The organism is Pseudomonas cavernicola, from assembly GCF_003596405.1.
GTDB lineage: Bacteria > Pseudomonadota > Gammaproteobacteria > Pseudomonadales > Pseudomonadaceae > Aquipseudomonas > Aquipseudomonas cavernicola.
Genome location: NZ_QYUR01000008.1, coordinates 571,015 through 595,697 on the forward strand (window position 1 = coordinate 571,015; position 24,683 = coordinate 595,697).

At 54.0% G+C, this 24,683-nt stretch carries 19 protein-coding genes and 1 pseudogene; 14 read left to right on the forward strand and 6 right to left on the reverse strand.

Annotated elements, in window-relative coordinates; all coding sequences use genetic code 11:
• Positions 1-76 precede the first annotated feature (76 nt).
• Positions 77-838 carry an SDR family NAD(P)-dependent oxidoreductase gene (locus D3879_RS24665; RefSeq protein ID WP_158592119.1) on the reverse strand — a complete coding sequence of 254 codons (762 nt, stop codon included), beginning with the start codon at positions 836-838 and terminating at the stop codon, positions 77-79.
• A gap of 47 nt (positions 839-885) precedes the next feature.
• A complete protein-coding gene (gene fabG / locus D3879_RS24670; protein ID WP_119956812.1) occupies positions 886-1,665 on the reverse strand; it encodes a 3-oxoacyl-ACP reductase FabG in 780 nt (259 codons plus the stop codon).
• A 1,033-nt stretch (positions 1,666-2,698) separates the two neighbouring features.
• On the opposite strand from fabG, the gene D3879_RS24675 reads away from it, so the two are divergent.
• The 9 genes and pseudogenes from D3879_RS24675 to D3879_RS24715 all read left to right on the forward strand — a co-directional run bounded on the left by D3879_RS24675 (position 2,699) and on the right by D3879_RS24715 (position 14,740).
• Positions 2,699-4,315 carry a flavin-containing monooxygenase gene (locus D3879_RS24675; protein ID WP_119956813.1) on the forward strand — a complete coding sequence of 539 codons (1,617 nt, stop codon included), beginning with the start codon at positions 2,699-2,701 and terminating at the stop codon, positions 4,313-4,315.
• Positions 4,316-4,332: 17 nt separating this feature from the next.
• On the forward strand, positions 4,333-5,187 hold the full coding sequence (locus D3879_RS24680) for an SDR family NAD(P)-dependent oxidoreductase (RefSeq protein ID WP_218567868.1): 855 nt from the start codon (positions 4,333-4,335) through the stop codon (positions 5,185-5,187).
• 704 nt (positions 5,188-5,891) lie between these two features.
• Positions 5,892-6,986 (forward strand): hypothetical protein, encoded by a 1,095-nt coding sequence (locus D3879_RS24685; protein ID WP_119956815.1) that lies wholly within the window; start codon positions 5,892-5,894, stop codon positions 6,984-6,986.
• Between the two features lie 77 nt (positions 6,987-7,063).
• On the forward strand, positions 7,064-8,419 hold the full coding sequence (locus tag D3879_RS24690) for a glutamine synthetase family protein (RefSeq protein WP_147411234.1): 1,356 nt from the start codon (positions 7,064-7,066) through the stop codon (positions 8,417-8,419).
• A 108-nt stretch (positions 8,420-8,527) separates the two neighbouring features.
• Positions 8,528-8,644 (forward strand): annotated as a pseudogene (locus D3879_RS24695) (IS5/IS1182 family transposase); the annotation flags it as partial.
• A gap of 485 nt (positions 8,645-9,129) precedes the next feature.
• Positions 9,130-10,251 (forward strand): Re/Si-specific NAD(P)(+) transhydrogenase subunit alpha, encoded by a 1,122-nt coding sequence (locus D3879_RS24700; RefSeq protein WP_119956817.1) that lies wholly within the window; start codon positions 9,130-9,132, stop codon positions 10,249-10,251.
• Between the two features lie 11 nt (positions 10,252-10,262).
• Positions 10,263-10,619 carry an NAD(P) transhydrogenase subunit alpha part 2 gene (locus D3879_RS24705; protein WP_119956818.1) on the forward strand — a complete coding sequence of 119 codons (357 nt, stop codon included), beginning with the start codon at positions 10,263-10,265 and terminating at the stop codon, positions 10,617-10,619.
• On the forward strand, positions 10,616-12,052 hold the full coding sequence (locus D3879_RS24710) for an NAD(P)(+) transhydrogenase (Re/Si-specific) subunit beta (RefSeq protein ID WP_119956819.1): 1,437 nt from the start codon (positions 10,616-10,618) through the stop codon (positions 12,050-12,052). The genes D3879_RS24705 and D3879_RS24710 overlap by 4 nt, the downstream gene beginning before the upstream one ends.
• 546 nt (positions 12,053-12,598) lie before the next feature.
• Positions 12,599-14,740: a methyl-accepting chemotaxis protein gene (locus D3879_RS24715; RefSeq protein WP_119956820.1), complete on the forward strand. Its 2,142-nt coding sequence runs from the start codon at positions 12,599-12,601 to the stop codon at positions 14,738-14,740.
• 290 nt (positions 14,741-15,030) lie between these two features.
• On the opposite strand, the gene D3879_RS26625 is transcribed toward D3879_RS24715, so the two are convergent.
• Positions 15,031-15,186, reverse strand: a complete 156-nt coding sequence (locus D3879_RS26625) for a hypothetical protein (protein WP_158592120.1) — start codon at positions 15,184-15,186, stop codon at positions 15,031-15,033.
• 585 nt (positions 15,187-15,771) lie between these two features.
• Here D3879_RS26625 and D3879_RS24720 point away from each other — a divergent pair.
• Positions 15,772-16,593, forward strand: a complete 822-nt coding sequence (locus tag D3879_RS24720) for a carbon-nitrogen hydrolase family protein (RefSeq protein ID WP_119956821.1) — start codon at positions 15,772-15,774, stop codon at positions 16,591-16,593.
• A 432-nt stretch (positions 16,594-17,025) separates the two neighbouring features.
• Here D3879_RS24720 and D3879_RS24725 read toward each other — a convergent pair whose 3' ends face one another.
• From D3879_RS24725 to D3879_RS24735, 3 genes are read right to left on the reverse strand one after another with little or no spacing between them, the layout of a single operon-like run.
• Positions 17,026-17,382, reverse strand: a complete 357-nt coding sequence (locus tag D3879_RS24725; RefSeq protein ID WP_119956822.1) for a hypothetical protein — start codon at positions 17,380-17,382, stop codon at positions 17,026-17,028.
• A gap of 60 nt (positions 17,383-17,442) precedes the next feature.
• Positions 17,443-17,835 carry a DUF6957 family protein gene (locus D3879_RS24730; RefSeq protein WP_238474320.1) on the reverse strand — a complete coding sequence of 131 codons (393 nt, stop codon included), beginning with the start codon at positions 17,833-17,835 and terminating at the stop codon, positions 17,443-17,445.
• A 19-nt stretch (positions 17,836-17,854) separates the two neighbouring features.
• Positions 17,855-18,154 carry a transposase gene (locus tag D3879_RS24735; RefSeq protein ID WP_238474321.1) on the reverse strand — a complete coding sequence of 100 codons (300 nt, stop codon included), beginning with the start codon at positions 18,152-18,154 and terminating at the stop codon, positions 17,855-17,857.
• A gap of 868 nt (positions 18,155-19,022) precedes the next feature.
• Between D3879_RS24735 and D3879_RS24745 the strand changes: the two genes are divergently transcribed.
• From D3879_RS24745 to D3879_RS24760, 4 genes are all read left to right on the forward strand, one after another.
• A complete protein-coding gene (locus D3879_RS24745) occupies positions 19,023-20,396 on the forward strand; it encodes a glutamine synthetase family protein (RefSeq protein ID WP_119956823.1) in 1,374 nt (457 codons plus the stop codon).
• A gap of 78 nt (positions 20,397-20,474) precedes the next feature.
• Positions 20,475-21,239: an SDR family NAD(P)-dependent oxidoreductase gene (locus D3879_RS24750; protein WP_119957085.1), complete on the forward strand. Its 765-nt coding sequence runs from the start codon at positions 20,475-20,477 to the stop codon at positions 21,237-21,239.
• Between the two features lie 459 nt (positions 21,240-21,698).
• Positions 21,699-23,156, forward strand: a complete 1,458-nt coding sequence (locus tag D3879_RS24755) for an APC family permease (protein ID WP_119956824.1) — start codon at positions 21,699-21,701, stop codon at positions 23,154-23,156.
• Between the two features lie 230 nt (positions 23,157-23,386).
• Positions 23,387-24,643, forward strand: coding sequence for a YlbE family protein (locus D3879_RS24760; protein ID WP_119956825.1), 1,257 nt, complete (start codon positions 23,387-23,389; stop codon positions 24,641-24,643).
• The last annotated feature ends 40 nt before the right edge of the window (positions 24,644-24,683 follow it).

Here is a 24,683-nt window from a genome sequence, read left to right on the forward strand (position 1 = left end):
GGTTAAACTGCTTGATGGCTCCAAGAACAACATTCCGCTGCCGTGCCAGGCTTTTTACCCTGGCGCTTTCAGCTTTTTAAGCTGCGGTGACGCCGCCATCGACCGTCAAGACATGGCCAGTGATGTAAGATGCATCCTCGGATGCGAGGAATAGCACCGGGCCGGCGATTTCATCAGAACGACCAGGTCGACCCATAGGAGTTTGCTGGGTGCACCAGGCGAGTGCTTCCTCATCATTATCGCCGTGGGCGATAAAGCGCATGGATGGACTCATCGGCAGTACGGTGATAAAGCCCGGTGCTACTGCGTTTACCCGGATTCCGCTGGGAGCCAGTTCGACTGCAAGGTAGCGAGTGAAAGCTTCAAGAGCCGCTTTCGACGAGCCATACATAGCGCCGCCGCGCATACGACCCATTTTTGCAGTAATACTGGAAATGTTTATGATCGAGGCGCCTTCCTTCAGGTGCTTTCTGGCAGCGCGGGAAACTCGGGCGGCGCCAGCGATGTTCACGTCCCAGACAGTGTTCAGCGCATCATCGGTGATATTTTCGATAAGCCCGTGGCGCAGCAGACCCGCATTGTTGACAACCACTTTCAACTGTCCGAGCGATGCCGCATAGGCGACATACTCCTCGACACTTTCGGTGTCTCGAATATCAACGGAATACGTGATAACCCCTTCAGGTTGATCAGCGGCAGGCTTGCGGGACTCTTCGCGAGGAACCATCATATCGCCAGCTACAACGATATAACCTGCTTCGACCAAGCGAGCATTAATTTCTCGACCGATGCCACCTGTGCCACCGGTTACGATGGCGATATTCTTTTGCTTTGACATTTCTTTCCTCTCCATTGAACACCTGCAGCAGAAGTTAACTGAGGTGGTTAGGCTGCGGTTATTAAGCCCGCTGCTTCAGGTAGGATCTGGCCACCGTCAACTACAATGGTCTGTCCAGTGATGTAAGACGCTTCTGAACTTGCAAAGAACAAGGCGGCATTGGCTATATCGTCGACAGAACCTATGCGTTGTAGTGGGATCCCAGCAGTTGCAGAATCGGCGTATTCCTGACCGAGTTCCGCAAATCCTTCGGTGTTTATAGTCCCAGGCATTACCGCGTTAATCGTCGCGTTATGGCGAGCGAGTTCAATCGCGGCGGAACGCATAAAGCCCAGTTGTCCGGCTTTCGAGGCACTGTAATGTGACAAACCGGGAAAGCCTGTGATAGGGCCGGTTATAGAGGACGTAATTACTACGCGACCGCCTGCCCGTTGCTCAAACTGCGGTAGACAAGCTTTGACACAGAGGAATGTACTCTTAAGATTCGTCGACATGACGTGATCCCAATCCTCAGGTTGAAGTTCAGCAATGTGCGCTTGCGGATAAATACCGGCGTTGGCACAGAGCACGTCTACGCCACCGAAGGCCTTAATCGTTTCTTCAACGAGGTATTGCACGGAACCCCAATCAGATACATCGCACACGGTTGCCTTAGCGATGCCCCCTGCTCGGGTTATTTCCTCTACAAGATCATGCAATTCTCTTTCGCTGCGGGCAGCGACCATGACTTTGCCGCCCTTGGATGCAAATTTCTTCGCAATCCCTCGGCCAATACCTTTAGAGGCGCCCGTTACAATGATGCTTTTGCCGTCAAGTGCGGTAAACATAGCTACATCCTTCGGTGTGATGGGTTAGTCGTCGACGAGGAGCTATTCAAAGGCGCATCCGGCTCCATGTCAAAAGGGTGTCGGGTCTTTTTGTCTAAAGGGATGCTAAATAGACCAATGGCCCAATGTCAATATGTTTGATGTCAGTCAATGCGTGCCCGCTCAAAGGTCTCACCAGGGCGTGACCGAGCGCGCTGCTATTGCTTCCTGGGGCAAGCGCCCGGACGCCCATCACGAATCCCGTGAGCGAGGTGAGCTGCCGCTTGTCCGGAGTCGGCGGCCCGGCAATCCATTGGTCTTCGTCAATCAACCGAGCGTGGAGTTGCTTCCCTGGGCCTTACCGGTGACTGCGGTGGCGTTGATCTCTTCGATCTCTTCGTCCGTGCAGGGAGTTGCTGCGTGGCAACCTTCTTTAAGGGCACGTGGCAGATTCCTACTGAGTGACTGGATGAGTCGGGCCTTGATTCAGCGGGTTGAGCAACGGGAATAACGAAGCCGAAGTGCTGGTTACTAGCGGGCATGAGGAGTAGGAGACAAGTGCGGTGCGATCCAGCGGCTGTGCTGGATCAGCCTAATTTGGCTGCCTGGCGGTGGGTGATGCCTGCCTTGGTTCCAATCCTCGTCGATACACGGCCGCGGCTGGCTTAACAGGCTTGAGAGGGATGTTTGCACTGTGTACCCCGACACTCAAAGCAATTGCCGGCTTCACCATCGCGATAAATCAACCATCTTGCACCGAGTGGGTCAAACCGAGGCAATTCAGGTCTCGGTGGCGATCGCTGGGTACCGGGCTGTCTTAAGCATCTGCATGCCTATAGAAGAGGGGGAGGGGGCAGCTCCGAGTGGCGCTAACTCAGGCGAAGGCTCTAGTCACTCCGCCAAGTCAATAATTCTGGCCGCTTCGATGGCGATCCCAGTGTCGCAAAAAGTAGAGCTTGCGTCGTTAGGTTTAAAGGTCTAGCATAAATACCATTAGCCCTATTCATAGGCTATTCATCAGTTATGCAAGCAACCAAATGCCGAGGGGTTAACCATGAGCACCGTGTCTGGGGTAGTGAAAGCTGAGGCCAAGCATTTCGACGTAATCGTAGTGGGCGCGGGTGTGGGCGGACTATATGCCCTTCACCGGGCGCGTAGGCTTGGTTTGAACGTGCAGCTATTTGAGGCTGGTGGAGACGTGGGCGGAACGTGGTACTGGAATAACTATCCCGGGGCCCGTGTGGATGTGCCTAGTTTCGAGTATTCCTTTAGCTTTGATTCTGAATTGGAACAAGAGTGGCGTTGGAGCGAGCGTTACTCTGCGCAGCCTGAGTTGCTGAGCTATATCCATCACGTGGTGGAGCGTTACGATCTGAGGAGTTCCATCGAGTTCAACACCTGGGTGACCTCGGCTGTCTACGATTCTAAAGCGATGGTTTGGACGGTCGAGACAGAGGGCGGCAAATCTGTAGTTACTCGCAGTCTCATCATGGCAACCGGGCCGCTTTCAGTGCCGGTCTACCCAAAACTAATCGGGATGGATAGGTTCAAGGGGGAGAGTGTACACACCGGTCGCTGGGCTACAGAAGGCGTTGACGTAACGGGTAAGCGTGTAGCTGTCATTGGCACTGGTTCGTCGGGAGCTCAAATCGCGCCAGAGCTCGCAAAGGCAGCAGGAAAGCTATATATGCTTCAACGCTCACCTGCTTACAGTGTGCCCTCGCAAAATAGAGCTTTGACAGAGGAAGAAGTCACTTCCCTTAAAGCTAACTATGCCGCTATTCGGCAGAAGGCAAGGCGTAATCGCTCGTGCCTGGGTGTTGACGTAGGTAATCAGAGTGCGCTCGAGGTCGGCGCCGCTGAAAGAGAAGCAATCTATCAGGCGCGCTGGAACGAAGGTGGATTGGGATTCTCGGCAGCATTCAATGATATCTACTCTGACGTAAATGCTAACAATACGGCTGCAGAGTTTGTTCGGCAAAAAATAAAAGGAATTGTTGCTGATCCTGAGACTGCTCGCAAGCTATTGCCTGACAGTCTGATTGGTTGCAAGCGCCTGTGTGTTGACAATGGATATTTCGAAATGTTCAATCGAGATAATGTCCAGCTCATCGACATCAGCGAAAATCCCATCAAAGAACTCAACGAGACGGGTATTGTTCTTGAGGACGGTGAAATTCCCATTGATGTCATTGTTTATGCAACCGGATTCGATGCAATAACTGGCTCACTTTTGAACATGGATATCCAAGGTCGCGATGGGATTTCGCTGAAGCAAGCTTGGTCGGATGGCCCGATGACTTACCTTGGACTCGCTGTTCAGGGGTTTCCGAATCTCTTTATGGTCAATGGCCCAGGGAGTCCGGCTGGCTTGGCGAATATGGTTGCGCTTGCAGAAGAGAACGTAAGTTGGATTATGTCGTGCCTGGATCATATGAAGAAGCAGCAGGTCAAGGCGATTGAACCGACAGCGGAGGCACAGTTCGAATGGGCTAAGATCATAAACGCTATGTCAGAAGCATCAATTTATCCTCTGGCTAATTCTTGGTATGTGGGATCCAATGTGCCCGGCAAACCGAGAATGTTCATGTCTCACATGGATTATCCTAATTATGTTAAAGCATGTCGTGATTCGGCCAATGCCGGTTATTCTGGATTCGAATTGAGCTGATCAAACCAAGGCCTTCTATGATACGTACCGTGAAGGTGCGTATCATCGTCTTTGGGTATATGTATAATAATAATAGGAGAGCTAGAAATATGAAGCTCGTTGGAAAGCGCGCTATAGTCACAGGTAGTGCTGGTGGTATTGGAGAAGCCATTGCGGAGCGGCTTGCTGAGGATGGTGCCAGTGTTCTCATCGCTGACAAGAATTTTGTCGGTGCGCAGGCGACAGCAGACAGGCTGCGCAATTCTGGCTACACCGCATTACCTATGGAAGTAGATGTTTCTTCCAGTAAATCAGTAGAAGAAATGGTTGCGTATGCTGTTGAAGCATTTGGTGGCATCGACATCTTGGTGAACAATGCTGGCATCGTCCATCGAGACGACACTGATGCAGAATCGACGCCTGAAAGTGTCTGGGATTTGACACTCTCGATTAACCTAAAGAGTGTATTTCTTTGCTCGAAGTTTGCGATCCCGGCCATGGAGCGTAGTGGCGGGGGTTCCATCATCAATATCGCATCAATCGTTGCGCTCATGGGATCTTGCCCCTCCCAAGTCGCTTACACAGCAAGCAAAGGCGGTGTAATTTCGCTTACGCGAGAGCTGGCAGTGGTACTCGCTCGACGTAAAATTCGAGTGAACGCAATCTGTCCTGGTCTTACAGCTACTGCTCTTGCGGCGCAATTGGTAGAGGACGATGATGCGTATCAGCTGCGTCGACTTCACATCCCCATGGGGCGTATGGGGCAGCCGAAGGAGATTGCTTCCACTGTGGCGTTTCTCGCCTCTGATGACTCTGCATACATCACGGGGCAGGCACTTTCGGTCGACGGCGGGATGACTGGAGCGTATCTGACACCCCCCGACAACGGCTGAGAAATGGCTAAAGTAGATTCTCTCTGCCCAGTCGAAGATCGATTCGACTGGGTGGGGGGGCTCGGCAGTGGCGAGGATCCCGCACTCTGCTTTCGACGTGGCTTCTATTGATGTCGAGCACTTTGGCCTGGCTGCTTGGCTATCGCTCGTCGTGTAATTTCTGCCTGGGAGGCCTATGCAAAACGAGTCTAAGTGCCGTGTGCATACCTGATGGACGCTGTCCTCGAGCGGTGGCTACTAAACAGCCCTGGTCGATCTGCAGGAGTGGCGGTTTCATAGGGCAGACCTTCAGCGGCTTACCCAATTGAGCAGAATTGCGCCCTGAAAGCGCAGAGCTGCTAGCTGGTTCTCTAGCGATTACGAAGCTCGTGCGCCATGTCATGAGTCATGTGTAGGTGGTCGTAGGAGGGCGCCATCGGTCAGAGCAAGCTAGCGAAAACTACCACGATCCCATGCCAGCATCTTGACAGCTCCTCTGTCAGTGATTATGGTCTGAAGCATAGACCATTGGGCTTTTGGAGTTGAGTTGGGTATGCGTGAAGGCATGGCCAACTTCGGTCGTACCTTGTTCAGAAGTATTCAAGCAGGGCTGCGCTAAGTGCCGTTAAGAAGACTCCTCTCGCAGTTGTGTCGTGCAGAATTGACTGGATCAGATACCGAGCCAAGTTACATACCATATTGATTAGCATGGTGAAGGAAGAAAAATGAAAGCTGAGAGTGCTTCTGGCCCACTGAGATGGCACGACGCGATAGGATACGAAATACGCCGGGGAGATTACCTGGAACATTCGACGTCTACATACACATTAGCCGAAGAGGCTTTAAAGGCACGACGCTTTTCCGATGCTGAGCAACTTGGTAGGTATACGATTAGAGAGTCCGTTGAGGCACACGAACTTTATCGTGATTGGATTGTAGAGATAAAAAAATATGTGCTTGACCGTGGGGTGTCAGAAGGGACCTTGAGTGAAGAGGAGGCTCGCATCAAAGATCTTCTCAAGCACGATAACGGAGAGGATTTCGATGCTGAGGCAGGATGGGAAAGTTATAAATCAGAAATCGAGAGTTTTGCAGTGGCCTGCGCCGCAGAGAACTCGATGGAAGCGCTTGATCTTCTGAACAATGCCCGTGAGATCTGGCTAGGTACCCATGATCGAAAATGCGACTGGGTATATGCGCTCTTGGATGTCGCGAGCAGGCACCTTGGAGAGGAGTGTATAGGAGAACTCTGGGATGCTCTCCTGGCACCCATGTATGCCTATTACGTGCGCTACGATGTAGACAATAATCCCTGGCCGCGCTCCCTCGACCTGCTCATGCACTTTGCGCTGGAAGGCCTGCGCGGACACCTCAGTGGCCCTGGGCGGCGCGGTGATATCGAGGTTTTCGAGGAAGAAGATCGATGGGGTATGAGATTTGCTCCCTGTGGTTCCGGTGGCAGAACCTATCTACCGAACGCAGGAAACCATACGCCGCTGATGGAGCCACCGTTTAATCTGGCTGTAACTACGGAGGAGCATGACTGGGCGTGGAACAAAAAAGGTATTTGCCTCTATTGCGTCCATTGCTGTGCGCTTAATGAGCGAATGCCGATGAGTAAATTCGGTTACCCGACGCGGGTTATTGAGCCCCCGACTTGGCCGGATGCGAAAAATGGCGGGAAATGCACCTGGTACATATACAAAGATCCCAGCCTTATCCCTGAAGAGATTTATCGTCGTGTCGGCTTCACAAAGCCGCAGCGTATTGGCGGAGCGGCCAAAATTATCGCAAGCGATAGCGGTGGCTCTGACAATTAAGAATTGGTTATAGGAAAATCTTCCAAATAGCAGTGTTTCAAAAACTCGCAAATAAATATAAATACGAGGTGGGTCTGGTGGAAAGAATAAAAACTGTAGATCTCAATACTCTGCAAGAGGCAGGCATTAATATCGTTCAGATGGAGACTGTGGACCTGGACGGTGTGCTGCGTGGGAAGTTTTTGCCTGCCTCTAAAGTCAAGCCGGATGCACTCGGTGGATTTTGTTCGGTTGTCTACCAATTAACACCCAGCGACGATATTTGGATGACGCAGCACAGTTCGTTCGAGAACGGCTTTCCTGACATGATTGCAGTGCCAGATGTTGAAACTGCCATCCAGTGGTCGTGGAAACCGGAAATTGGAGCAGTCATTTTTGACATGCAGCAGAAAGATGGCTCGCCGCACCCTCTTGCTCCACGATCGGTATTGAAGCGTGTTGCGACAAGGTTCGCGGAAACCGGTTACCAACCCGTGTTTGGCATTGAGTTCGAAGCATTTGTCATGCATCGGGATGAGGACTTAATGGCAGCCGGGCGCCACCATGAAATGAAACCGTTTGGTCAGATGCGTAATGCCTACAGGCTCAACGAGGCTGCTGATGTGCGCGACCTGGCTGCCGCTTTCATCACTCGTATGCGCGAAGCCGGCATCCCGGTTGAGGTATTTCACACTGAACTCGGCTATGGCGCAGTAGAGTTTGCACTCTCCCCAGCAGACCCCGTGCGGGCAGCCGACAATGCGACACGGGCCAAAACTTATTTTCGGCAGCTATGCGCGGAAAGAGGTCTGGCGGCCACGTTTATGGCGAAGTGGAAAGTCGGGGAGTCTGGCTCCGGCGGCCACGTCCATCAAAGTATTTGGCAAAATGGCGAGAATGCCTTTTACGGCGAAAATGGTGCTTTCTCAAGCGCTTCACTTTCCTACGGCGCTGGTTTGCTAAAGACGATGCCTGACTTCTCTGTCATTTTCAGGCCAAACGTAAATTCATATCGTCGGTTCAGCCACAAGTCGTGGTCTCCAGAAAACGCTTCTTGGGGTAAAGACAATCGCAGTGCCGCTCTGCGCATCCTTGGAAGTCAAGGTCGCAACGCTTATCGTTTTGAACATCGTGTACCAGGTGCCGACACGAACTTGTATCTTTCGCTTGCGGCTATGTTGGCCGGGGGGCACTACGGGCTGACACACGAACTTTCCGCCCCAGCGTTTGCAGAAGGAAACGCTGCCCTTAACACGGATTTCGCCAATCTACCGAAATCACTTCTTGAAGCAAATCGACTATTCAGGGAGTCGGATATTGCTAAGGACTATTTCGGTGAGCTCTTCGTAGAGCACTATGCAGCGTCGCGAGAGAACGAGTGGCAGCATTGGCTCGATTGGCAAGCCGAACAGGTTACGTCGTTCGAGCTAAACAGATACTTCAGTACTCTTTAACTCTAAGGAAACCCTGAAGAAGACTTCCCGTTTCTGGTGAGATACGCGGCCCCCATCGGACGAGTTTTCGCAGATGACCCTCTCTGACGCCGAGTACGCTGGCAAGCGAAAGTGCGCTTTCGTGGTCTGATGAAAAACACCGCTCAGTTGATCACTCTGTTCGCCCTGTCAAACCTGTGGATGGTGCGAAAACAGCTGATGGGTATGGGTGAGTTGCGCAGGTAACACGGAGAAATGGGCTGAAAAGCCCGACAAGGCGGTGCGTACGGGACGTTTCGCAGTAGATAGCGCTGAACGCCACAGAGTTTTCAACTTGCCGCGTGGTTGCGGCAAGTTGATCGGAGCTTCCCTGAAGGATATTGGCAGCGGCCAGTCCATCGGTGGCTTCTGCTTGGTCAAACAGCAGGCAGGCTACTGAGCACACAGTTTGCGGGTCCGAGCCGAGTTGCTCAATTGCCAATGGGTAGCAAATGGCGCCAAAGCGCTGTGATTCCCCCTTTTACGCACGGCATCCCCTTGCTCGGGAAGACTATGCAAATTAATTCGATGAGGAGGTGTCCCATGAGATCTATGGCATCTGAGCTGGAAAAGGCTCGCTGAGGGACTCTGCTGGCGCCTCGTCGTCACTATTGCCAACCTACCTGACAGATGCTGCTCACGCATCCTCAGGATGGTACCTGCTTAAAGAAGTTATTCACTGGAGGCTTCAAGTGCACATTGGTGTTCCTCTCGAAACGCAGACAGGCGAGACTAGGGTTGCAGCCACCCCGGAAACCATCAAGAAATTGGTTGGCCAGGGTCATAAAGTCACTGTACAGAGCGGTGCCGGCATCAGTGCCAGCGTCACCGACAGTGCTTATGAAGCAGCCGGTGCCACAATTGGAAGCGCCGCCGATACCTTCGGTGCGCAACTGATCCTCAAGGTTGTGGCGCCCAGCGACAGCGAACTGGCCCAGATCAAGAACGGTAGCGTTCTGGTGGGCATGCTCAATCCTTTCAATAACGAGACCATCGCCAAAATGGCTGAATGCGGCATTACCGCCTTCGCCCTCGAAGCCGCGCCTCGTACTTCCCGCGCACAGAGCCTGGACGTGCTGTCCTCGCAAGCCAACATCGCCGGCTACAAGTCCGTGCTGCTGGCCGCTCATTACTATCCGCGCTTCATGCCGATGCTGATGACCGCTGCCGGTACCGTCAAAGCCGCTCGCGTGCTGATTCTCGGCGCCGGCGTGGCCGGCCTGCAGGCCATCGCCACGGCCAAACGCCTGGGCGCGGTGATCGAAGCCTCGGACGTGCGTCCTGCGGTGAAGGAACAGATCGAATCCCTGGGGGCCAAGTTTGTCGATGTGCCCTACGAGACCGATGAAGAGCGCGACTGCGCCGTTGGCGTCGGCGGTTATGCGCGACCGATGCCGGCCAGCTGGATGCAGCGTCAGGCGGTGGCTGTGCATGAGCGCGCCAAACAGGCCGACATCGTCATTACTACGGCACTGATCCCGGGCCGCAAGGCGCCGGTACTGCTCAGCGCCGAAACCGTCGCCCAGATGAAACCCGGCTCTGTGGTGATAGACCTTGCAGCGGCCCAAGGCGGCAACTGCCCGCTGACCGAGGCCGATCAGGTCGTGGTCAAGCATGGCGTGACCATCGTTGGCCTGACCAATCTGGCCGCCGCGGTCGCAGCCGATGCCTCGGCACTCTATGCCCGCAACCTGCTGGACTTCATGAAGCTGCTGTTCGATAAAGAAGGGCAGTTGGTGATCAACCTCGAAGACGACATCGTCGCCGCGTGCCTGATGTGCCGCGACGGCCAGATCGTGCGCAAGAACGGCTGAGGATAAAAAAAATGGAAGACATGCTGATCTCTCACGGTATCTACAACCTGATCATCTTCGTGCTGGCAATTTATGTCGGTTACCACGTGGTCTGGAACGTGACGCCTGCACTGCACACCCCACTGATGGCCGTAACCAACGCCATCTCGGCCATCGTCATCGTCGGCGCCATGCTCGCCGCCGCCCTGACCGTGACCCCGCTGGGCAAGATCATGGGCACCCTGGCCGTAGCCTTGGCTGCGGTTAACGTGTTCGGTGGTTTCCTGGTCACTCGGCGCATGCTGGAAATGTTCAAGAAGAAAGCGGCACCTGCCAAAGCCGCAGCAACCAAGGCGCCAGCAATCAAGGCTGAGGTGCAAAAAGCATGAGCATGAACCTGGTTACTTCCCTGTATTTGATCGCCTCGGTTTGCTTCATCCAGGCGCTCAAGGGCCTCTCGCACCCGACCACGTCCCGTCGCGGTAACCTGTTCGGTATGCTCGGCATGGGCTTGGCGATCCTTACCACGGTCGGTTTGATCTACAAGCTGGGCGCTGAACTGGCCCACGACGGTATCGTCTACGTGATCGTCGGCCTGTTGATCGGCGGCACCGCCGGTTCGATCATGGCCAAGCGCGTCGAAATGACCAAGATGCCTGAGTTGGTCGCCTTCATGCACAGCATGATCGGCCTGGCAGCGGTGTTCATTGCCGTGGCCGCCGTGGTCGAGCCGCAGTCGCTGGGCATCGTCAAGCAACTGGGTGACGCGATTCCGGCCGGCAACCGCCTGGAACTGTTCCTCGGCGCAGCCATCGGTGCCATCACCTTCTCCGGTTCGGTGATCGCCTTCGGCAAGCTCTCGGGCAAGTACAAGTTCCGCCTGTTCCAGGGCGCACCGGTACAGTTCGCCGGTCAGCACAAGCTCAACCTGCTGGTTGGCTTGGCCATCCTCGGCCTGGGCCTGTACTTCACCCTCACTGGCAACCTGACCGCCTTCGCCGTGCTGTTGGCTTTGGCCTTCGTCATCGGCGTGCTGATCATCATCCCGATCGGCGGTGCCGATATGCCGGTGGTGGTGTCGATGCTCAACAGCTACTCGGGCTGGGCAGCAGCCGGTATCGGCTTCTCGCTGAACAACTCGATGCTGATCATTGCCGGTTCGCTGGTGGGTTCGAGCGGTGCGATCCTCTCGTACATCATGTGCAAGGCGATGAACCGTTCGTTCTTCAACGTGATCCTCGGTGGTTTCGGCGGTGCAGCCGACGTAGCCGGCCCGGCCGGTTCCAAGGAAGCGCGCCCGGTCAAATCCGGCTCGTCCGACGACGCCGCGTTCCTGCTGACCAACGCCGACACCGTGATCATCGTTCCGGGCTACGGCCTGGCGGTAGCCCGCGCCCAGCACTCGTTGATGGAACTGGCCGAGAAGCTGACCCATCGTGGCGTGACCGTGAAGTTCGCGATCCACCCGGTTGCCGGCCGTATGCCGGGGCACATGAACGTGCTGCTGGCCGAAGCCGAAGTGCCGTACGAGCAAGTGTTCGAGATGGAAGACATCAACTCCGAATTCGGGCAGACCGACGTGGTGCTGGTGCTCGGCGCCAACGACGTGGTCAACCCGGCGGCGAAGACCGATCCCAACTCGCCAATCGCCGGCATGCCGATTCTCGAGGCCTACAAAGCCAAGACCATCATCGTCAACAAGCGTTCGATGGCCAGCGGCTATGCCGGTCTGGACAACGAACTGTTCTACCTGGACAAGACCATGATGGTCTTCGCTGACGCCAAGAAAGTCATCGAGGATATGGTCAAGGCGGTGGAATAACGGCTTGTCCGTCACAAAATAAACGTCCCATTTATGCCTGGTGCTTGTTGGCGATGTTTTGTTAACTGCTGCTGAGCACATGGCGAGCGGAGGCTGATAAGCGTCAAAGAAGTGAATACTCTTTGAAGTATGCGCGACAAGCGATGTAAGCGGATCAGCCTGCATCGCGCGTCGGTTCCGGAACCGACGCGTGTCAACCTGTCGTAGCGCACGGATTTCGTCCATGACCAGCTGCACAGCGCGCGCAGTTTTTTGGGTTCTGACGGCAATCTGTTGGCGCTGATACGATTTTGACCCAGGCTACCGGAATTCAATGACCCACCTGAATACTCAGCAAACGATGGCCTTGCACGGGATTTCAGAGGCTGCATATGGGGCAGTCAAAATCAGCAACCTGGCTCAAAATCGTATCAGCGCCAACACTCAGGGGGCCAGTACCACTTGCTGAGCTAACCCGATTCACGTTGCCGCCGGATTCCATCGTCCTCCCGGAAATCCGGGCATCGTCGGACCTTCTACAGCTATCTCCGCACAAGGACTGCTTAAATGCTCCTCAACCGACTGTCAATCCAGTGGAAGATCACCTTGCTTACCGGCCTCTGTCTGCTGGCCATCGTTGCCCTGCTTATCGGCATCTCGCTCTACCGTATGGGGGCCGGTACCACGCTGGTCAAGGCGAGCAGTGCGCAGATGCTGGAGGCCTCGGCCCGCGAACGCATGCAAGGGGAGGGCAAGGTGCAGGCGTTGACCATTCAGCGCTATTTCATGTCGGCCTACCAGGACGGCCTGAACTTATCCCGCGAGGTATTGCGCCAGCGGCGCCAGGCACAGAAGCTGAATCTGGGTGGCCAGACTTTGCGTGAAGAATTGAACCAGCAGATCAAAGAGACGCTGCTGGCCAGCCCGCAACTGCTCAGCCTCTACCTGATATTCGAACCTGATGGGCTGGGCGACGACGATTCTGCCTTTGCCGGCCGTGCCGAAACGGGCAGCAACGAAAAAGGCCGTTTCGCTACTTACTGGGCACAACGCGGTGAAAGCCTGAGCACGCTTGCGGTGACTGAGGATATGATCAGCGACGCCACGCCCATGCTCGACGGCAGCCCTTTGAATACCTGGTACAACTGCCCCAAGCAAAGCCTTAAGCCTTGCTTGTTGAGTCCATACTTCGATGACACTTCGGGGCAGAGAACGCTGATCACCACCTTGGCCTTTCCGATAATCGAGAACGGCCATGTGATTGCGGTGGTTGGCATGGACATCAGCCTGAGCAATCTCCAGCAGTTGGCAACGGCAGGCAGCCAAGGCCTTTATCAGGGCCAAGGCGCCATCAGCATCCTCAGCCCGTCCGGCCTGCTGGCCGGCCACAGCGTGGATGCCGGCCTACTCGGCCAAAGCCTGTCCAAGGTCTACCCGAGCGATGCGGCCGAGTTGCTGGACTTGCAACGCCAGGGTCAGGGGCATGAGCGGCAGGTGAACGACCACCAGCAAGTGCTGGCACCGCTGCAACCTATTCCAGACGCCAAACCCTGGGCCGTACTGTTGGACGTGCCCATGACAACCTTGCTGGCTCCGGCCATGGCCTTGCAGAAGGATCTGGACGTGCGCAATGGCCAGGGCACGTGGCTGGAGCTGCTGCTTGGGGTAGCCGCCGCCATCGCCGGTCTGCTTTTGGTGTGGTTGACCGCGCGCGGCGTGACCCGACCGATCCTTGGGGTCGCCAGCATGCTCAAAGATATCGCCAGCGGTGAAGGCGACTTGACCCGTCGCCTCGACTACGCGCGCAAGGACGAGCTAGGCGAGCTAGTTGGTTGGTTCAATCGCTTCCTCGACAAGCTTCAACCGGTGATTGCCGACGTGAAGCGCTCGGTGCAGGACGCCCGCAGCACCGCAGACCAGTCTGCCGCGATCGCCAGTCAGACCAGCTCCGGCATGCAGCAGCAATACCGCGAAGTGGACCAAGTGGCCACGGCCTCCAACGAGATGAGCGCCACCGCCCAAGATGTCGCCCGCAGTGCGGCACAGGCCGCTGAAGCTGCGCGTGGTGCCGACCTTGCCACCCGCGAAGGCCTCGGCGTCATTGGCCGCACCACCAGCGTCATCGATGCTTTGGCTCGTGACATGAGCGGTGCCATGGCGCAGGTCGAAGGGCTGGCGGCCAGCAGCGAACAGATTGGTTCGGTGCTGGAGGTGATCCGCAGCATCGCCGAGCAGACCAACTTACTCGCCCTCAATGCCGCTATCGAAGCCGCGCGTGCCGGCGAAGCCGGGCGCGGCTTTGCTGTGGTTGCCGACGAGGTGCGCAACCTGGCCAAGCGCACGCAGGACTCGGTGGAGGAAATCCGTCAGGTCATCGAAGGTCTGCAGATGGGTACCCGTGTGGTAGTCAGCTCGATGAGCAGCAGCTACCAGCAAGCACAAGGCAGCGTCGAACACGTCGAACAGGCGGTCGCCGCCTTGCGTCGAATCGGCAAATCGGTTTCAGTCATCACCGACATGAACCTGCAGATCGCCAGCGCCGCGGAGGAGCAGAGCGCCGTTGCCGAGGAGATCAATACCAACGTGGCAACGATCCGCGATGTCACCGAATCCCTTTCGGGGCAGGCGGAAGAATCGGCCCAGGTGAGCCAGGCGCTGAACCGCCTGGCCAACCATCAGCAGGGGCTGATGCAGCAATTTCGAGTCTGATTTGGTACAGGGCTTGTGTGAGGTAACTCATGCAGGCTCTTTTTTTTTGCTTCGCAATGTTTGGGTTGCAGTTGAAAAGCTAATTTTCCGATCTTCAGTTTTCGGCCCCATTTCTCGACATCGTCCAAAGTCAAGCGCGGCATGAGCGGGATGATCCGCTGTCGAGTATTTCTCGCCCGCTGGCTGCATAAGCTACTGTTTCGCCATTAGGGTGTCCACGGGCCGTTCCTGGCCATTCTCTGCCGATCATGGTGACAAAGCGTGCTGGTCAAATCCGATGCAATGGTTGGTCAGAACGAATGCAAATGGCCGGTCAGGTCGAATGCAAACGGGTGGTTGTTGGCGCTGATACGATTTTGAGCCAGGTTGCTGATTTTGACTGCCCCATATGCAGCCTCTGAAATCCCGTGCAAGGCCATCGTTTGCTGAGTATTCAGGTGGGTCATTGAATTCCGGTAGCCTGGGTTAAAAATCGTATCAGCGCCAACAGACGGGGTAAACCTGGTAGGGAATATGAGCCACGGGCGCAGCCTTCAGCTCGATTTTCAGATGAGGGCCTCGTCAGCGGATTCCATCAGGGCCAGCAGGTTTTTCTTCCTGCACAACAGGCCGGATATAAGACTGCTCCTACCTATGCGCCAGCATGGCTACCTATTGAGCTCCGGGAGGCGTCCATATAAGGATTTCCCTAAAGAGCTTCCTTAGCCCCCGCATCGAGCACTATCTCCAACTCGTCGACAGCCTCCACACGTTACTGAACTACCCACCAAAACCACACCTCGAGCACTCATTCCGTGACGAAATTCATATCGCCATTCATCCCAACGCACAAAAAAACTGACAACCCCCACCAATGACGTGCAAATCATTGCAAATCCACAATCCCACAGACATATATTCAACGGAACAGAAATTGTATCTATTAGCCCGCCACATGCCGCCAAGGGATTTACCAAAATCGACTTAAGATATTTTGGGGTTTGGCGCCCCCCCTTCGTTTCCAGTTAACGTATCTTTATAATGAGGTCAAAATGAAAATAGCTCTTTGTCAACTCAATTCAGGTCAGGATAGACAGGCTAATATCGCTGCGGCCCTCAAAGGCCTGGACGAAGCAGGTGCCAAGGGCGCAAGGCTCGCCATGCTTCCAGAGTGCATTGACTACATGGGCCCCATCGAAGGTGTTAAGGAAAACTCCGAACCCTTCAATGGCCCCTCGGTTGAAGCATTCGCGGCAAAAGCAAAAGAGCACCAGATGTGGGTGCTCGCGGGCACGCTCCGGACAACCGATGGGATCGACGCAAGGTGTTCAAACACCGCTTACTTGATAACCCCAGAGGGAAAAATAGCCAGCTTTTACAACAAAGTTCACATGTTTGATGTAAAAATAAAAGGCCAAGTAGATTTTCTTGAGTCTGCGGTAGTCAAACCAGGATCATCAGTAGGCTTCAGCGCCATCGATGATATTCCTGTGGGCATATCCATTTGTTACGACCTTCGCTTCCCGGAGCTTTTCCGCGCACAAGCGCTTATGGGAGCAAAGATCCTGTTCCTTCCTGCAGCCTTCACTATGTTTACAGGGAAAGATCACTGGGAGGTTCTGCTGAGAGCACGCGCGATTGAAAACCAATGTTTCGTGGTTGCAACCGGGCAATGGGGAACGCATGCACCTGGTATCACTTCCTACGGCCGTAGCCTAGTTGTCGACCCATGGGGCACCGTTATCGCCTGTGCTCCTGACGGGGTCAATACAACCGTTGTGGATCTACCTATGGGTCGGATTGAAGACGTCAGGAACAGCCTTCCTTCGTTAGCCAACCGTAAACCCGAGGTCTACAAGGACGCCCTTCTGTAACGCATCCCGAGCACACTAAAAAGCGGCTACCGAACCCTGTCGGTAGCGCTTTGCACTTGTGTCTGAAAAATCGATCGACCCTTCGCAAGGCATGAACTTGCGAAGGCGTCTTGGTATGAGCGTTTTTCGGGCGCGTGCCCAGCATGCACCAGACAGGCACATGGATAGAGAAAAGGTAGTGAGGGGGGGATTTCCAGCCAGATTTCCGGTACCGCGATCAAAGGGCTCCCAGCCTGCGGAGCCGCTTGCACCCTTCCACAGAAATGAGCACAGCAGTCCTGCGTTCTCCCTCAACGAAAATCGGTTTGCGAGTCGTGATCACCTGATCGAGCAAATCGTCAAAATGGCTCATTGCCCGAGCAACTGACCATCGTTCATCTGCCATGTGCCAGGCCCTATCTCGAAATCAAAAGGTGGATTTCTCACCATCATTTAGAAACGGTCGGCGGATTCGAGAAGCTTGAGAAAGCTCGCTCTGCCGAGGTCTCGCTTAAAGCTAGCGATGACGTAATTACCATCTTGGGTTTCGAGCAGCCAAAACCGCCCTTCTTTCCTCGCTGACTGAATTTTACCTGTGCGAAGAATAGAACCATCCGCCCGGTGGTACGCATCGTCACGCTCAGAATGGTCGAAGGAATCACCCAGGCATGTGTCATCCGCGATGAGAGCGTCGCTAACGAAAGCTCTGATCGGCATCGTGTATTTGCGAAGGCTTGCTCGCACCAAGCGACTCAGTTGAAAGTCACTAAAATCCTTACTGTGGAAATCCAGCTCAATTACTTCAGGCATCCAACCCAAGCTCCAAAACGACTTTAAATAAATTGCCGGCGAGTATCGCTCACCCTGCTTTCATCGAAAAAGCAGTGCCAATGCTAGCCTCTTTTCTCGTCCTGCCCCTAAGAGGAGGTAGACCGTACTCTTGGTTTCAAACATGCAACCCTGGCTAAAAGACACGCCAAAATTGCTGCGTACCCACATGCTGGGCTGAAAACGACCTTTGCTGTCTAGAACGATTTCGTGAGCAAAAAGCGTTGCGGGAAGGAGACCGAGCGTCGTCAGCTTGTCTTTCTCAGCAGATGTCACAGTAAGGTTGATCAGGATCCACTGCCGAACGATGCAGAATGCTTTTCCTGGGAACATCTTTGCTGCCAATTCAATCAGCTCATCCTGGGTTCCTTGCCAGCCGAGCATCTCCTCGCCTGCGCCGTAAAGCAGCTGCGAGATCTCTTCTAATGTAACCATGTAATTTCTCGAATTCGATTTAGGTGAAACTGGCACCAATAGCGGGGCGCCGACGCCTATACGCGCCGGAATTCCGCTCGCTGAGGGTCATGGCCGAACGGTTGCGGATAAAAGCGGGCAGGTTTTTACTATCCGCGTCGCGATAAAGCGGAATCCATTTACGCACGAGATTGGCATTGATCCCGTGGCTCAGCGCGACGCTTGCGATGGACGCACCAGCGTGCAGACATTCCTGAACGACTTGGGCTTTGAAAGGTTTGGGGTAAGAGTGTCGTTGGCGCATGGCGATCCGCTTAATAAGGCTAAAAATGGTGTCCACTTAAATAGGTGTCCACCATCGCCCTAAGCGTTGGGATCAGAAAGGTGTGTTGGCCGGACGCTTAGAGCGCCAGTTAAAGCTGGCGGAGGATAGTCGATGAAAGTTCGATACTGGTAAGAAATGGCGAATCAACCAGACCCCGAGTCATGCATGTTGCACCGCGAGGTGCAGGGTGAAGCGTTGACAGGGGAAACCGATGGGCCAGCCATTGAGCCGCGTAATCAGGAATCCGGGATGCCGATGCTGTTAAGCGAAGCAGAAGGCAATACGGAGCATGGCGTTATACGCCAGTCATGCTCTGATCCCGCGCGGTCGGAGACCCTGTGCACGTCGGGAAGTCCTTCGCACAGAAACTGGGAGATCTCAGCGGTGCCCGGTGCGCAAGCACCGGGCGGGGTAGGAAAGGCCAAAAGCCGTAAGGCGCAGTGATCTCGCCGCTGCTGGCGAATAGTGGGCTCATCCAGGCTTTTCCATGGCAGCAGGCAGCGTCGCTCAAATTTTTTTACCCGCAAGGCCTGCTCCGACATCCCTTCTTGAGTGCGCTGCCCGGTAGGCCCGAACGAGCTTGCGTATCAAGTGGATCAGGATGCCTGGCTTATCGCAATTAGCACTCAGCGCCCCAATCTCTTAAGCCAAAAACGGCATTACTGAAGGCGTGAGCCACGAAATTGTGTTGGCTCTTGATAAGAGTGTTGACAATGGCCCAAAGGTCTACATAGTATCCCATTAACAACAAGAACTAATCGACACCGCCATTGGCGGTGACGGTTTGCCGCCTGGCAGCAGGTAGGTCGAATGGACATTCTGTCCATGTGGCGTTAGCGCTAGACCTCGCTTGCTGGTAGGCCCTTCTACTGAGGTGCATGACATGAGCGTTATTTCTATCGAAAAGCTTGAGGAAATGGTGCGGGACGGAAGTATCAAGACCGTCGTTTGCGCGATGCCTGACCTTTGGGGGCGACTCGTTGGGAAGCGCCTGACCGCTAAATCATTCCTGCAATGCGCATCAGGTGCGGAGGGGCTTCATGCATCCAGTTATCTCTTCTGTGCGGACATGGAAATGGAGCCGCGCCCAGGTTATAAGCTGACCGGATGGGAGCAAGGCTTTCAAGATTGTGCCATGAAACCTGATCTTGGCACTCTTCGCGTTGTAAGCTGGATGCCGCAGACCGCGTTTGTCCTGTGTGATGCCATCGATGAGAGCACTGGCGAGCTCCTTGCAATCTCCCCCAGGGCGATTCTCAAACGACAGATCGAGCGAGCTCAACGCCAAAACCTCGAGTTCAAGTGTGCGACAGAACTCGAATTCTTTACCTATCGCGACACCTATGAGGAGGCTTGGGCGAAGCGCTATCGCGGCCTTGTCCCAACTTCGCACTACCGCGCGGACTACCACATCCTGCAGTCGACTCGCGACGAGGAAACCATCGCCAAGATCCGGGATGCTATGACGGATGCCGGTATCGAGGTTGAGAACGCCAAGACCGAATGGGGGCTTGGTCAGCAAGAAATTGCTTTGCGTTATACCGACGTGCTGGAGATGGCCGATCGCCATGTCATGTATAAGACATGGGTCAAGGAGCTAATGAGTGGTCGTGGGATGTCGGCGACCTTCATGGCTAAGCCTTTCATCGACGAGGTTGGATCTTCTTGCCACATCCATATCAGCATGTGGGACAAGGCAACAGGGGAGGCGATCAGCTACGACCCCTATACCGAAAGCAATATGTCCAAGCAGTTCGGCTCGTTCGTTGCTGGCATGATCGACGGTGGTGCCGACTACACTTGGATGCAGGCCCCTTCCGTAAACTCCTACAAGCGCTATCGCAAAGCATCCTTCGCGCCGGTGCATTTTGTTGTCGGCAAGGACAATCGTACCTGCGGATTCAGACTGGTGGGACACGATAAGAGTTTCCGTGTGGAGTCTCGGATCCCTGGCGCGGATACGAATCCTTACCTGGCTCTGGCTGCCGTGATTTCGAGCGGTCTTGATGGTGTAGATGCCAATCTGCCGACCCCGGAGGTCTACACCTCGAATGCTTATGAGGATCCAGATCTTCCGCGCGTTCCGTACACGATGCGCGCAGCAATCGCTGCCTTTGCGAAGAGTGCGAAAGTACGTGACGCCCTATCGGCGACCGTGCAAGAGCACCTCCTCAATTTCGCCGAAAACGAACTTGATGCTTTCGAACAGGAAACTGTCACTGACTGGGAAGTGATGCGTTATTTCGAGCGTGTCTAACTGAGTTTCGCATGCGGTTTTTTGGCGATAGTTCCAGGTCGGAGAATGACTCTGGCGCTTTTTAAGGTAGGGCTGGTCATGAGTGAATCGTTCGAGAAGAAAATTGTTGTTGTAACAGGGGCGGGTGGCGGTATTGGTCTTGCTGTGGCCAATGAGCTCGCCCGCCTTGGAGCCACTGTCGAAGCGCTCGATATAAAGGCTCCTGCAGGAGAATTACAATACGGCAATATAAATTTCACGAAGATCGATCTTCGTGACGAGAGTACGGTGGCTGAAGTTGTGGCTGAGATTGGGAGACGTCATCGACGCATCGACAGCTTGGTTAACTGCGCAGGTGTGTGCCTATTTGGACGAGATGGTTCAGCGCTCGAGAATGACCCCAGTGTATTCGAGTTCACCTTCGACGTGAACCTCCATGGCACCCTCCGTATGGTGCGGGCTGTTATCCCCTTCATGCGAAAGGCTCGGGGTGGATCAATGGTACATATTGCTAGTGTCGTTGGGCTGCGCAATATGGAGAACATCCTCGCGGGCGGGCCTTCCGATGCCTATCAACTTTCTAAGGCTGCTGTAGTGTCCCTTTCCCGATCGCTGGCGATGCAACTCGCGGGTGAGAACATTCGCTCAAACACAGTTTGCCCTGGTGCAATTGCTACACCAATGACCGAAGAGATTTATGCGCAGTCTGCTCGTATTGAAGATATGAAGGCGCGGACACCGCTTGGGAGAATTGGTCGACCTGAAGATGTTGCTGCTGCAGTGGCTTTCCTTCTTTCGGATAGCGCATCCTTTATCACAGGAATAGATCTTCCTGTGGATGGCGGAATTTTAGCGAAGCTCTAACAGTTATGGGGTCGTGCTCTCAGAAGGAGTGCACGGCTTTAGCGAGCGATATAGTAAGTTGGAAAAAAACCTGCAGTGTTGGCGTTAGGGAGTGAATGGAAAAGGAAGTGGTGGAAGCTCAGGCTTCTGCAGGAGTGGCGCATCAATAAATCGCTTATAGAAGCTGATCGTGAGAGGAAATGGGAGGTGGGCATAACAAAGTAAATTAACGAAAGCCACGTGCGTAGGCAATTTACTCCCTCTCTGCGCTAAAAGCCGTTACTAAGGAATGCTATCAATTCATGCGTGTCAATACAGTTGGTTGGCGCAGCGAGTTGGTCTGGTTGATACGTGGGACTACCGATTGCGGCAATTAGCAGCAAAAAGTGAGCCAAAGCATCAGGGTAAAATTTCGCCTGACTTGCCTTCGAGAAAATAACAGTTTGGTTAATTGCCATTATAGAAAGTCGGAGGTTTTCAATGAGTAATACATCCACGCTTAGCGCTTCTGAGAGCAAGGTGTCAGGCAAGTCAAAATTGCGCGGCTCTCTCGGAGTTAGTTCTATCGTACTTATGGTGGTTGCTACAGCTGCACCATTGACGGTCATGGTGGCCAACACGCCGCTAATTATATCAATGGGTAACGGCGCGGCGGCACCTTTTGATGCATTGGTGGCTACCGCTATTATGCTTCTGTTTACGATTGGTTTCGTTTCAATGTCTAGCCATATTACGAACGCCGGAGCGTTCTATGCCTATATTCAGAAAGGCATGGGGCGAATCGTCGGATTGGGATCGGCGACGTTGGCCTTACTGTCATATTTCCTCATCTTGGTGGCGATAGAAGCCTATATGGGTTTTGCGATCGGAGAGCTCGTTAAAAATCAGACTGGCATCAGCATTCCTTGGCAGGCTATTTCAGTTGCGGTTGTGGTCATTGTTGGGATTCTGGGTTATAGAGATATCGAGTTGAGTTCTAAATTCTTGGGCCTCGCTTTGATCTTGGAAATTTTGATCGTACTTGCCGTCAATGCTCTAATTTTCTTCGATCATGGCGTCGCCGGCATGGATGTCACGCCGTTTACGCTTCCAGTAATCACTTCGGGATCGCCCGGCCTGGGGATTATGTTTGCGATTTACTGCTTTATCGGCTTTGAAGCAACAGTAGTTTACCGAGAAGAAGCGCGTGACCCGGAACGCACCATCCCGCGAGCAACCTACGCAGCCGTGCTCATCGTTGGAGCATTCTATGTGCTTTCGATGTGGTTTGAGGTAATCGGTTTTGGGGTTGATAATGTTGCTAAAGTAGCCGCTGAGCATCCAGCCGATTTGTACCTCATTCTTACTCAACAGTACTTGGGTAAGGTTGGGTACGATGTTATTCAAGTGCTGCTCGTAACCAGTCTTTTCGCTTGTGTTCTCTCTGTACACAATATTGTTGTGCGTTATCAGTATGTACTTGGACGCTTTGGTGTGTTTCACAAGTGTCTGTCTATTGTCCATGAAGAGCATGGTTCCCCGCATGTTTCGTCCATCGTACAAACGATTACGTCGCTCGCTCTGTTGTTTGTTTTGTTTGTCATCGGTCTTGATCCCGTAACGCAGATATACGCTTGGGGCGCAACCGCCGGCACGCTAGGGTATATGGCAATCTTGTCTCTGACTTGCGCGTCGGTCATAGCCTTCTTCTGGGGAAGTAAGAGTGCGCGTATGTGGAATACAAAGATTGCTCCACTTGGCGGTCTTGTAGGTCTTCTGTTCTGCCTGTGGATTGCTATATCGAACCTGCCTTCGCTGATTGGCGGCGATGCGGCTAGCGCTATCGCAATTTATATTAGTGCCGTCATGTCGATTGCGTTCTTGGTAGGAATTGTTGTCGCCATGACTATGAAGACGAAATTTCCATCTCGTTATGAAAAGCTGCGAGAACTGGCCTGATTGTGCCGCGAGTGCCGCCTCAGAAATGGCTCAGATCGTGAGCGATCTAGCGGATACTGGCCTTAGTGCTGATGTATAGGTGTATAAATCGTTTTGGAGTGCGGCACATTCCAAAGATCTAAGCGTTTCAATATCAAATTAACTTAGGTTCGTCCAAGGGACGTGCGTGGATTCTTTTGTCCGAATTTCGGAGTAAAAGATACAACTCGATAGAACTGAAGGGTTATCCCATGAGTGATAGAAAACCGTCTAACCTCGACATTGCGAACGAAGAAGCGTTTCGCCGTATGACTTCGGCTGATCCGGTGCTGGTTGATATTCTGCCGGCAAGAGAAGTAGTACCGGGGATGAATAAACGCATCGTTCTAACCTCTGGCCCAGCCCTCGCTTGGCGTGAATATGAGGGTGGGCAGCGCCAGGGGATAATTGGTGGTGTAATTTATGAAGGTTGGGCTTCCAACGCCGACGAGGCGGTTGCGCTGCTAGATAGTGGTGAGGTCGCTGTAGGAGCATGTCAAGACCATTCTTGCGTCGGTTCTCTGGCTGGCATCTACACGCCTTCTATGCCGGTCTTTGTGGTGGAAGATCGAGCGTCCGGACAGCGCGCCTTCTGCAACATGTATGAAGGTAAGTCACGCAAGCGGTTGAATTACGGTATTTATGATGACGTAGTTCGCGACCAGCTTAAGCTTGTTGAATACGTACTTGCTCCTACCATTGCAGCTGCAGTTCGTGAGATGGGCGGTGTACCGCTTAAACCTATCATGATCCGCTCGCTGAACATGGGGGATGAACTCCATAGCCGAAACACGGCAGCGTCGCTGCTCTTTGCACGAGAGCTGTTCCCTTCATTCCTCCGTCTTTACGGAGAGCTGGGTGAAGCTGTCCAGAAGACCATTGAATTGCTCACGGAGGACAACTATTTCTTCCTTCGCCTCTCGATGGCGTCGTCTAAAGTGGCGGCGGACTTGGCTCACGGCGTGGAGGGCTCTAGCCTGGTGACTGCAATGGCGTTCAACTGCAAGGAATTTGCGATTCGCGTATCTGGTATCGACGGCTGGATTCGTGGCCCGCATGCGGCTGTAGAGGCCAAGCTTTTTGATGGCCATGATGAATCAGAAATCACCTGGATGGGCGGCGAAAGCCCCATTACCGAGACCATAGGCCTTGGAGGGTTCGCTCAAGCCGGAGCACCGACATTGCAGGCTTATCAGGGGGGCTCGTATGCGGCAATGATGGAACGGAACGAGTCTCTCTATCGTATTACACATGGAGAGAACCCCGACTTTAAACTTGCTGTATTTGCCTATCGCGGCACGCCCACTGGCATTGACGTTTTCCGCGTTCTCGAGGAGCGCGTGCTTCCGGTAATGGATATTGGCATCGCAGGCAAAGGCGGTGGTCAAATCGGGGCTGGTATTGTTAGTGCACCCGTTGAGTGCTTCCAGAAAGCTGCTGCGCTCTATAAAGAGCTCTATCCGCAGTAATTTTGTGGAGGGTGAAGTTTCCTGCGGTAATGAAGGAGAC

Excerpts from the sequence above, each read along its gene's own strand:
- D3879_RS24710 (WP_119956819.1), top strand. The coding sequence starts at position 10,616 with ATGAGCATGAACCTGGTTACTTCCCTGTATTTGATCGCCTCGGTTTGC.
- fabG (WP_119956812.1), bottom strand. The coding sequence starts at position 1,665 with ATGTTTACCGCACTTGACGGCAAAAGCATCATTGTAACGGGCGCCTCT.
- D3879_RS24680 (WP_218567868.1), top strand. The coding sequence starts at position 4,333 with ATGATACGTACCGTGAAGGTGCGTATCATCGTCTTTGGGTATATGTAT.
- D3879_RS24730 (WP_238474320.1), bottom strand. The coding sequence starts at position 17,835 with ATGGTTACATTAGAAGAGATCTCGCAGCTGCTTTACGGCGCAGGCGAG.
- D3879_RS24760 (WP_119956825.1), top strand. The coding sequence starts at position 23,387 with ATGAGTGATAGAAAACCGTCTAACCTCGACATTGCGAACGAAGAAGCG.
- D3879_RS24705 (WP_119956818.1), top strand. The coding sequence starts at position 10,263 with ATGGAAGACATGCTGATCTCTCACGGTATCTACAACCTGATCATCTTC.
- D3879_RS26625 (WP_158592120.1), bottom strand. The coding sequence starts at position 15,186 with ATGACCCACCTGAATACTCAGCAAACGATGGCCTTGCACGGGATTTCA.
- D3879_RS24750 (WP_119957085.1), top strand. The coding sequence starts at position 20,475 with ATGAGTGAATCGTTCGAGAAGAAAATTGTTGTTGTAACAGGGGCGGGT.
- D3879_RS24665 (WP_158592119.1), bottom strand. The coding sequence starts at position 838 with ATGTCAAAGCAAAAGAATATCGCCATCGTAACCGGTGGCACAGGTGGC.
- D3879_RS24715 (WP_119956820.1), top strand. The coding sequence starts at position 12,599 with ATGCTCCTCAACCGACTGTCAATCCAGTGGAAGATCACCTTGCTTACC.
- D3879_RS24720 (WP_119956821.1), top strand. The coding sequence starts at position 15,772 with ATGAAAATAGCTCTTTGTCAACTCAATTCAGGTCAGGATAGACAGGCT.
- D3879_RS24675 (WP_119956813.1), top strand. The coding sequence starts at position 2,699 with ATGAGCACCGTGTCTGGGGTAGTGAAAGCTGAGGCCAAGCATTTCGAC.
- D3879_RS24745 (WP_119956823.1), top strand. The coding sequence starts at position 19,023 with ATGAGCGTTATTTCTATCGAAAAGCTTGAGGAAATGGTGCGGGACGGA.
- D3879_RS24725 (WP_119956822.1), bottom strand. The coding sequence starts at position 17,382 with ATGCCTGAAGTAATTGAGCTGGATTTCCACAGTAAGGATTTTAGTGAC.
- D3879_RS24755 (WP_119956824.1), top strand. The coding sequence starts at position 21,699 with ATGAGTAATACATCCACGCTTAGCGCTTCTGAGAGCAAGGTGTCAGGC.
- D3879_RS24685 (WP_119956815.1), top strand. The coding sequence starts at position 5,892 with ATGAAAGCTGAGAGTGCTTCTGGCCCACTGAGATGGCACGACGCGATA.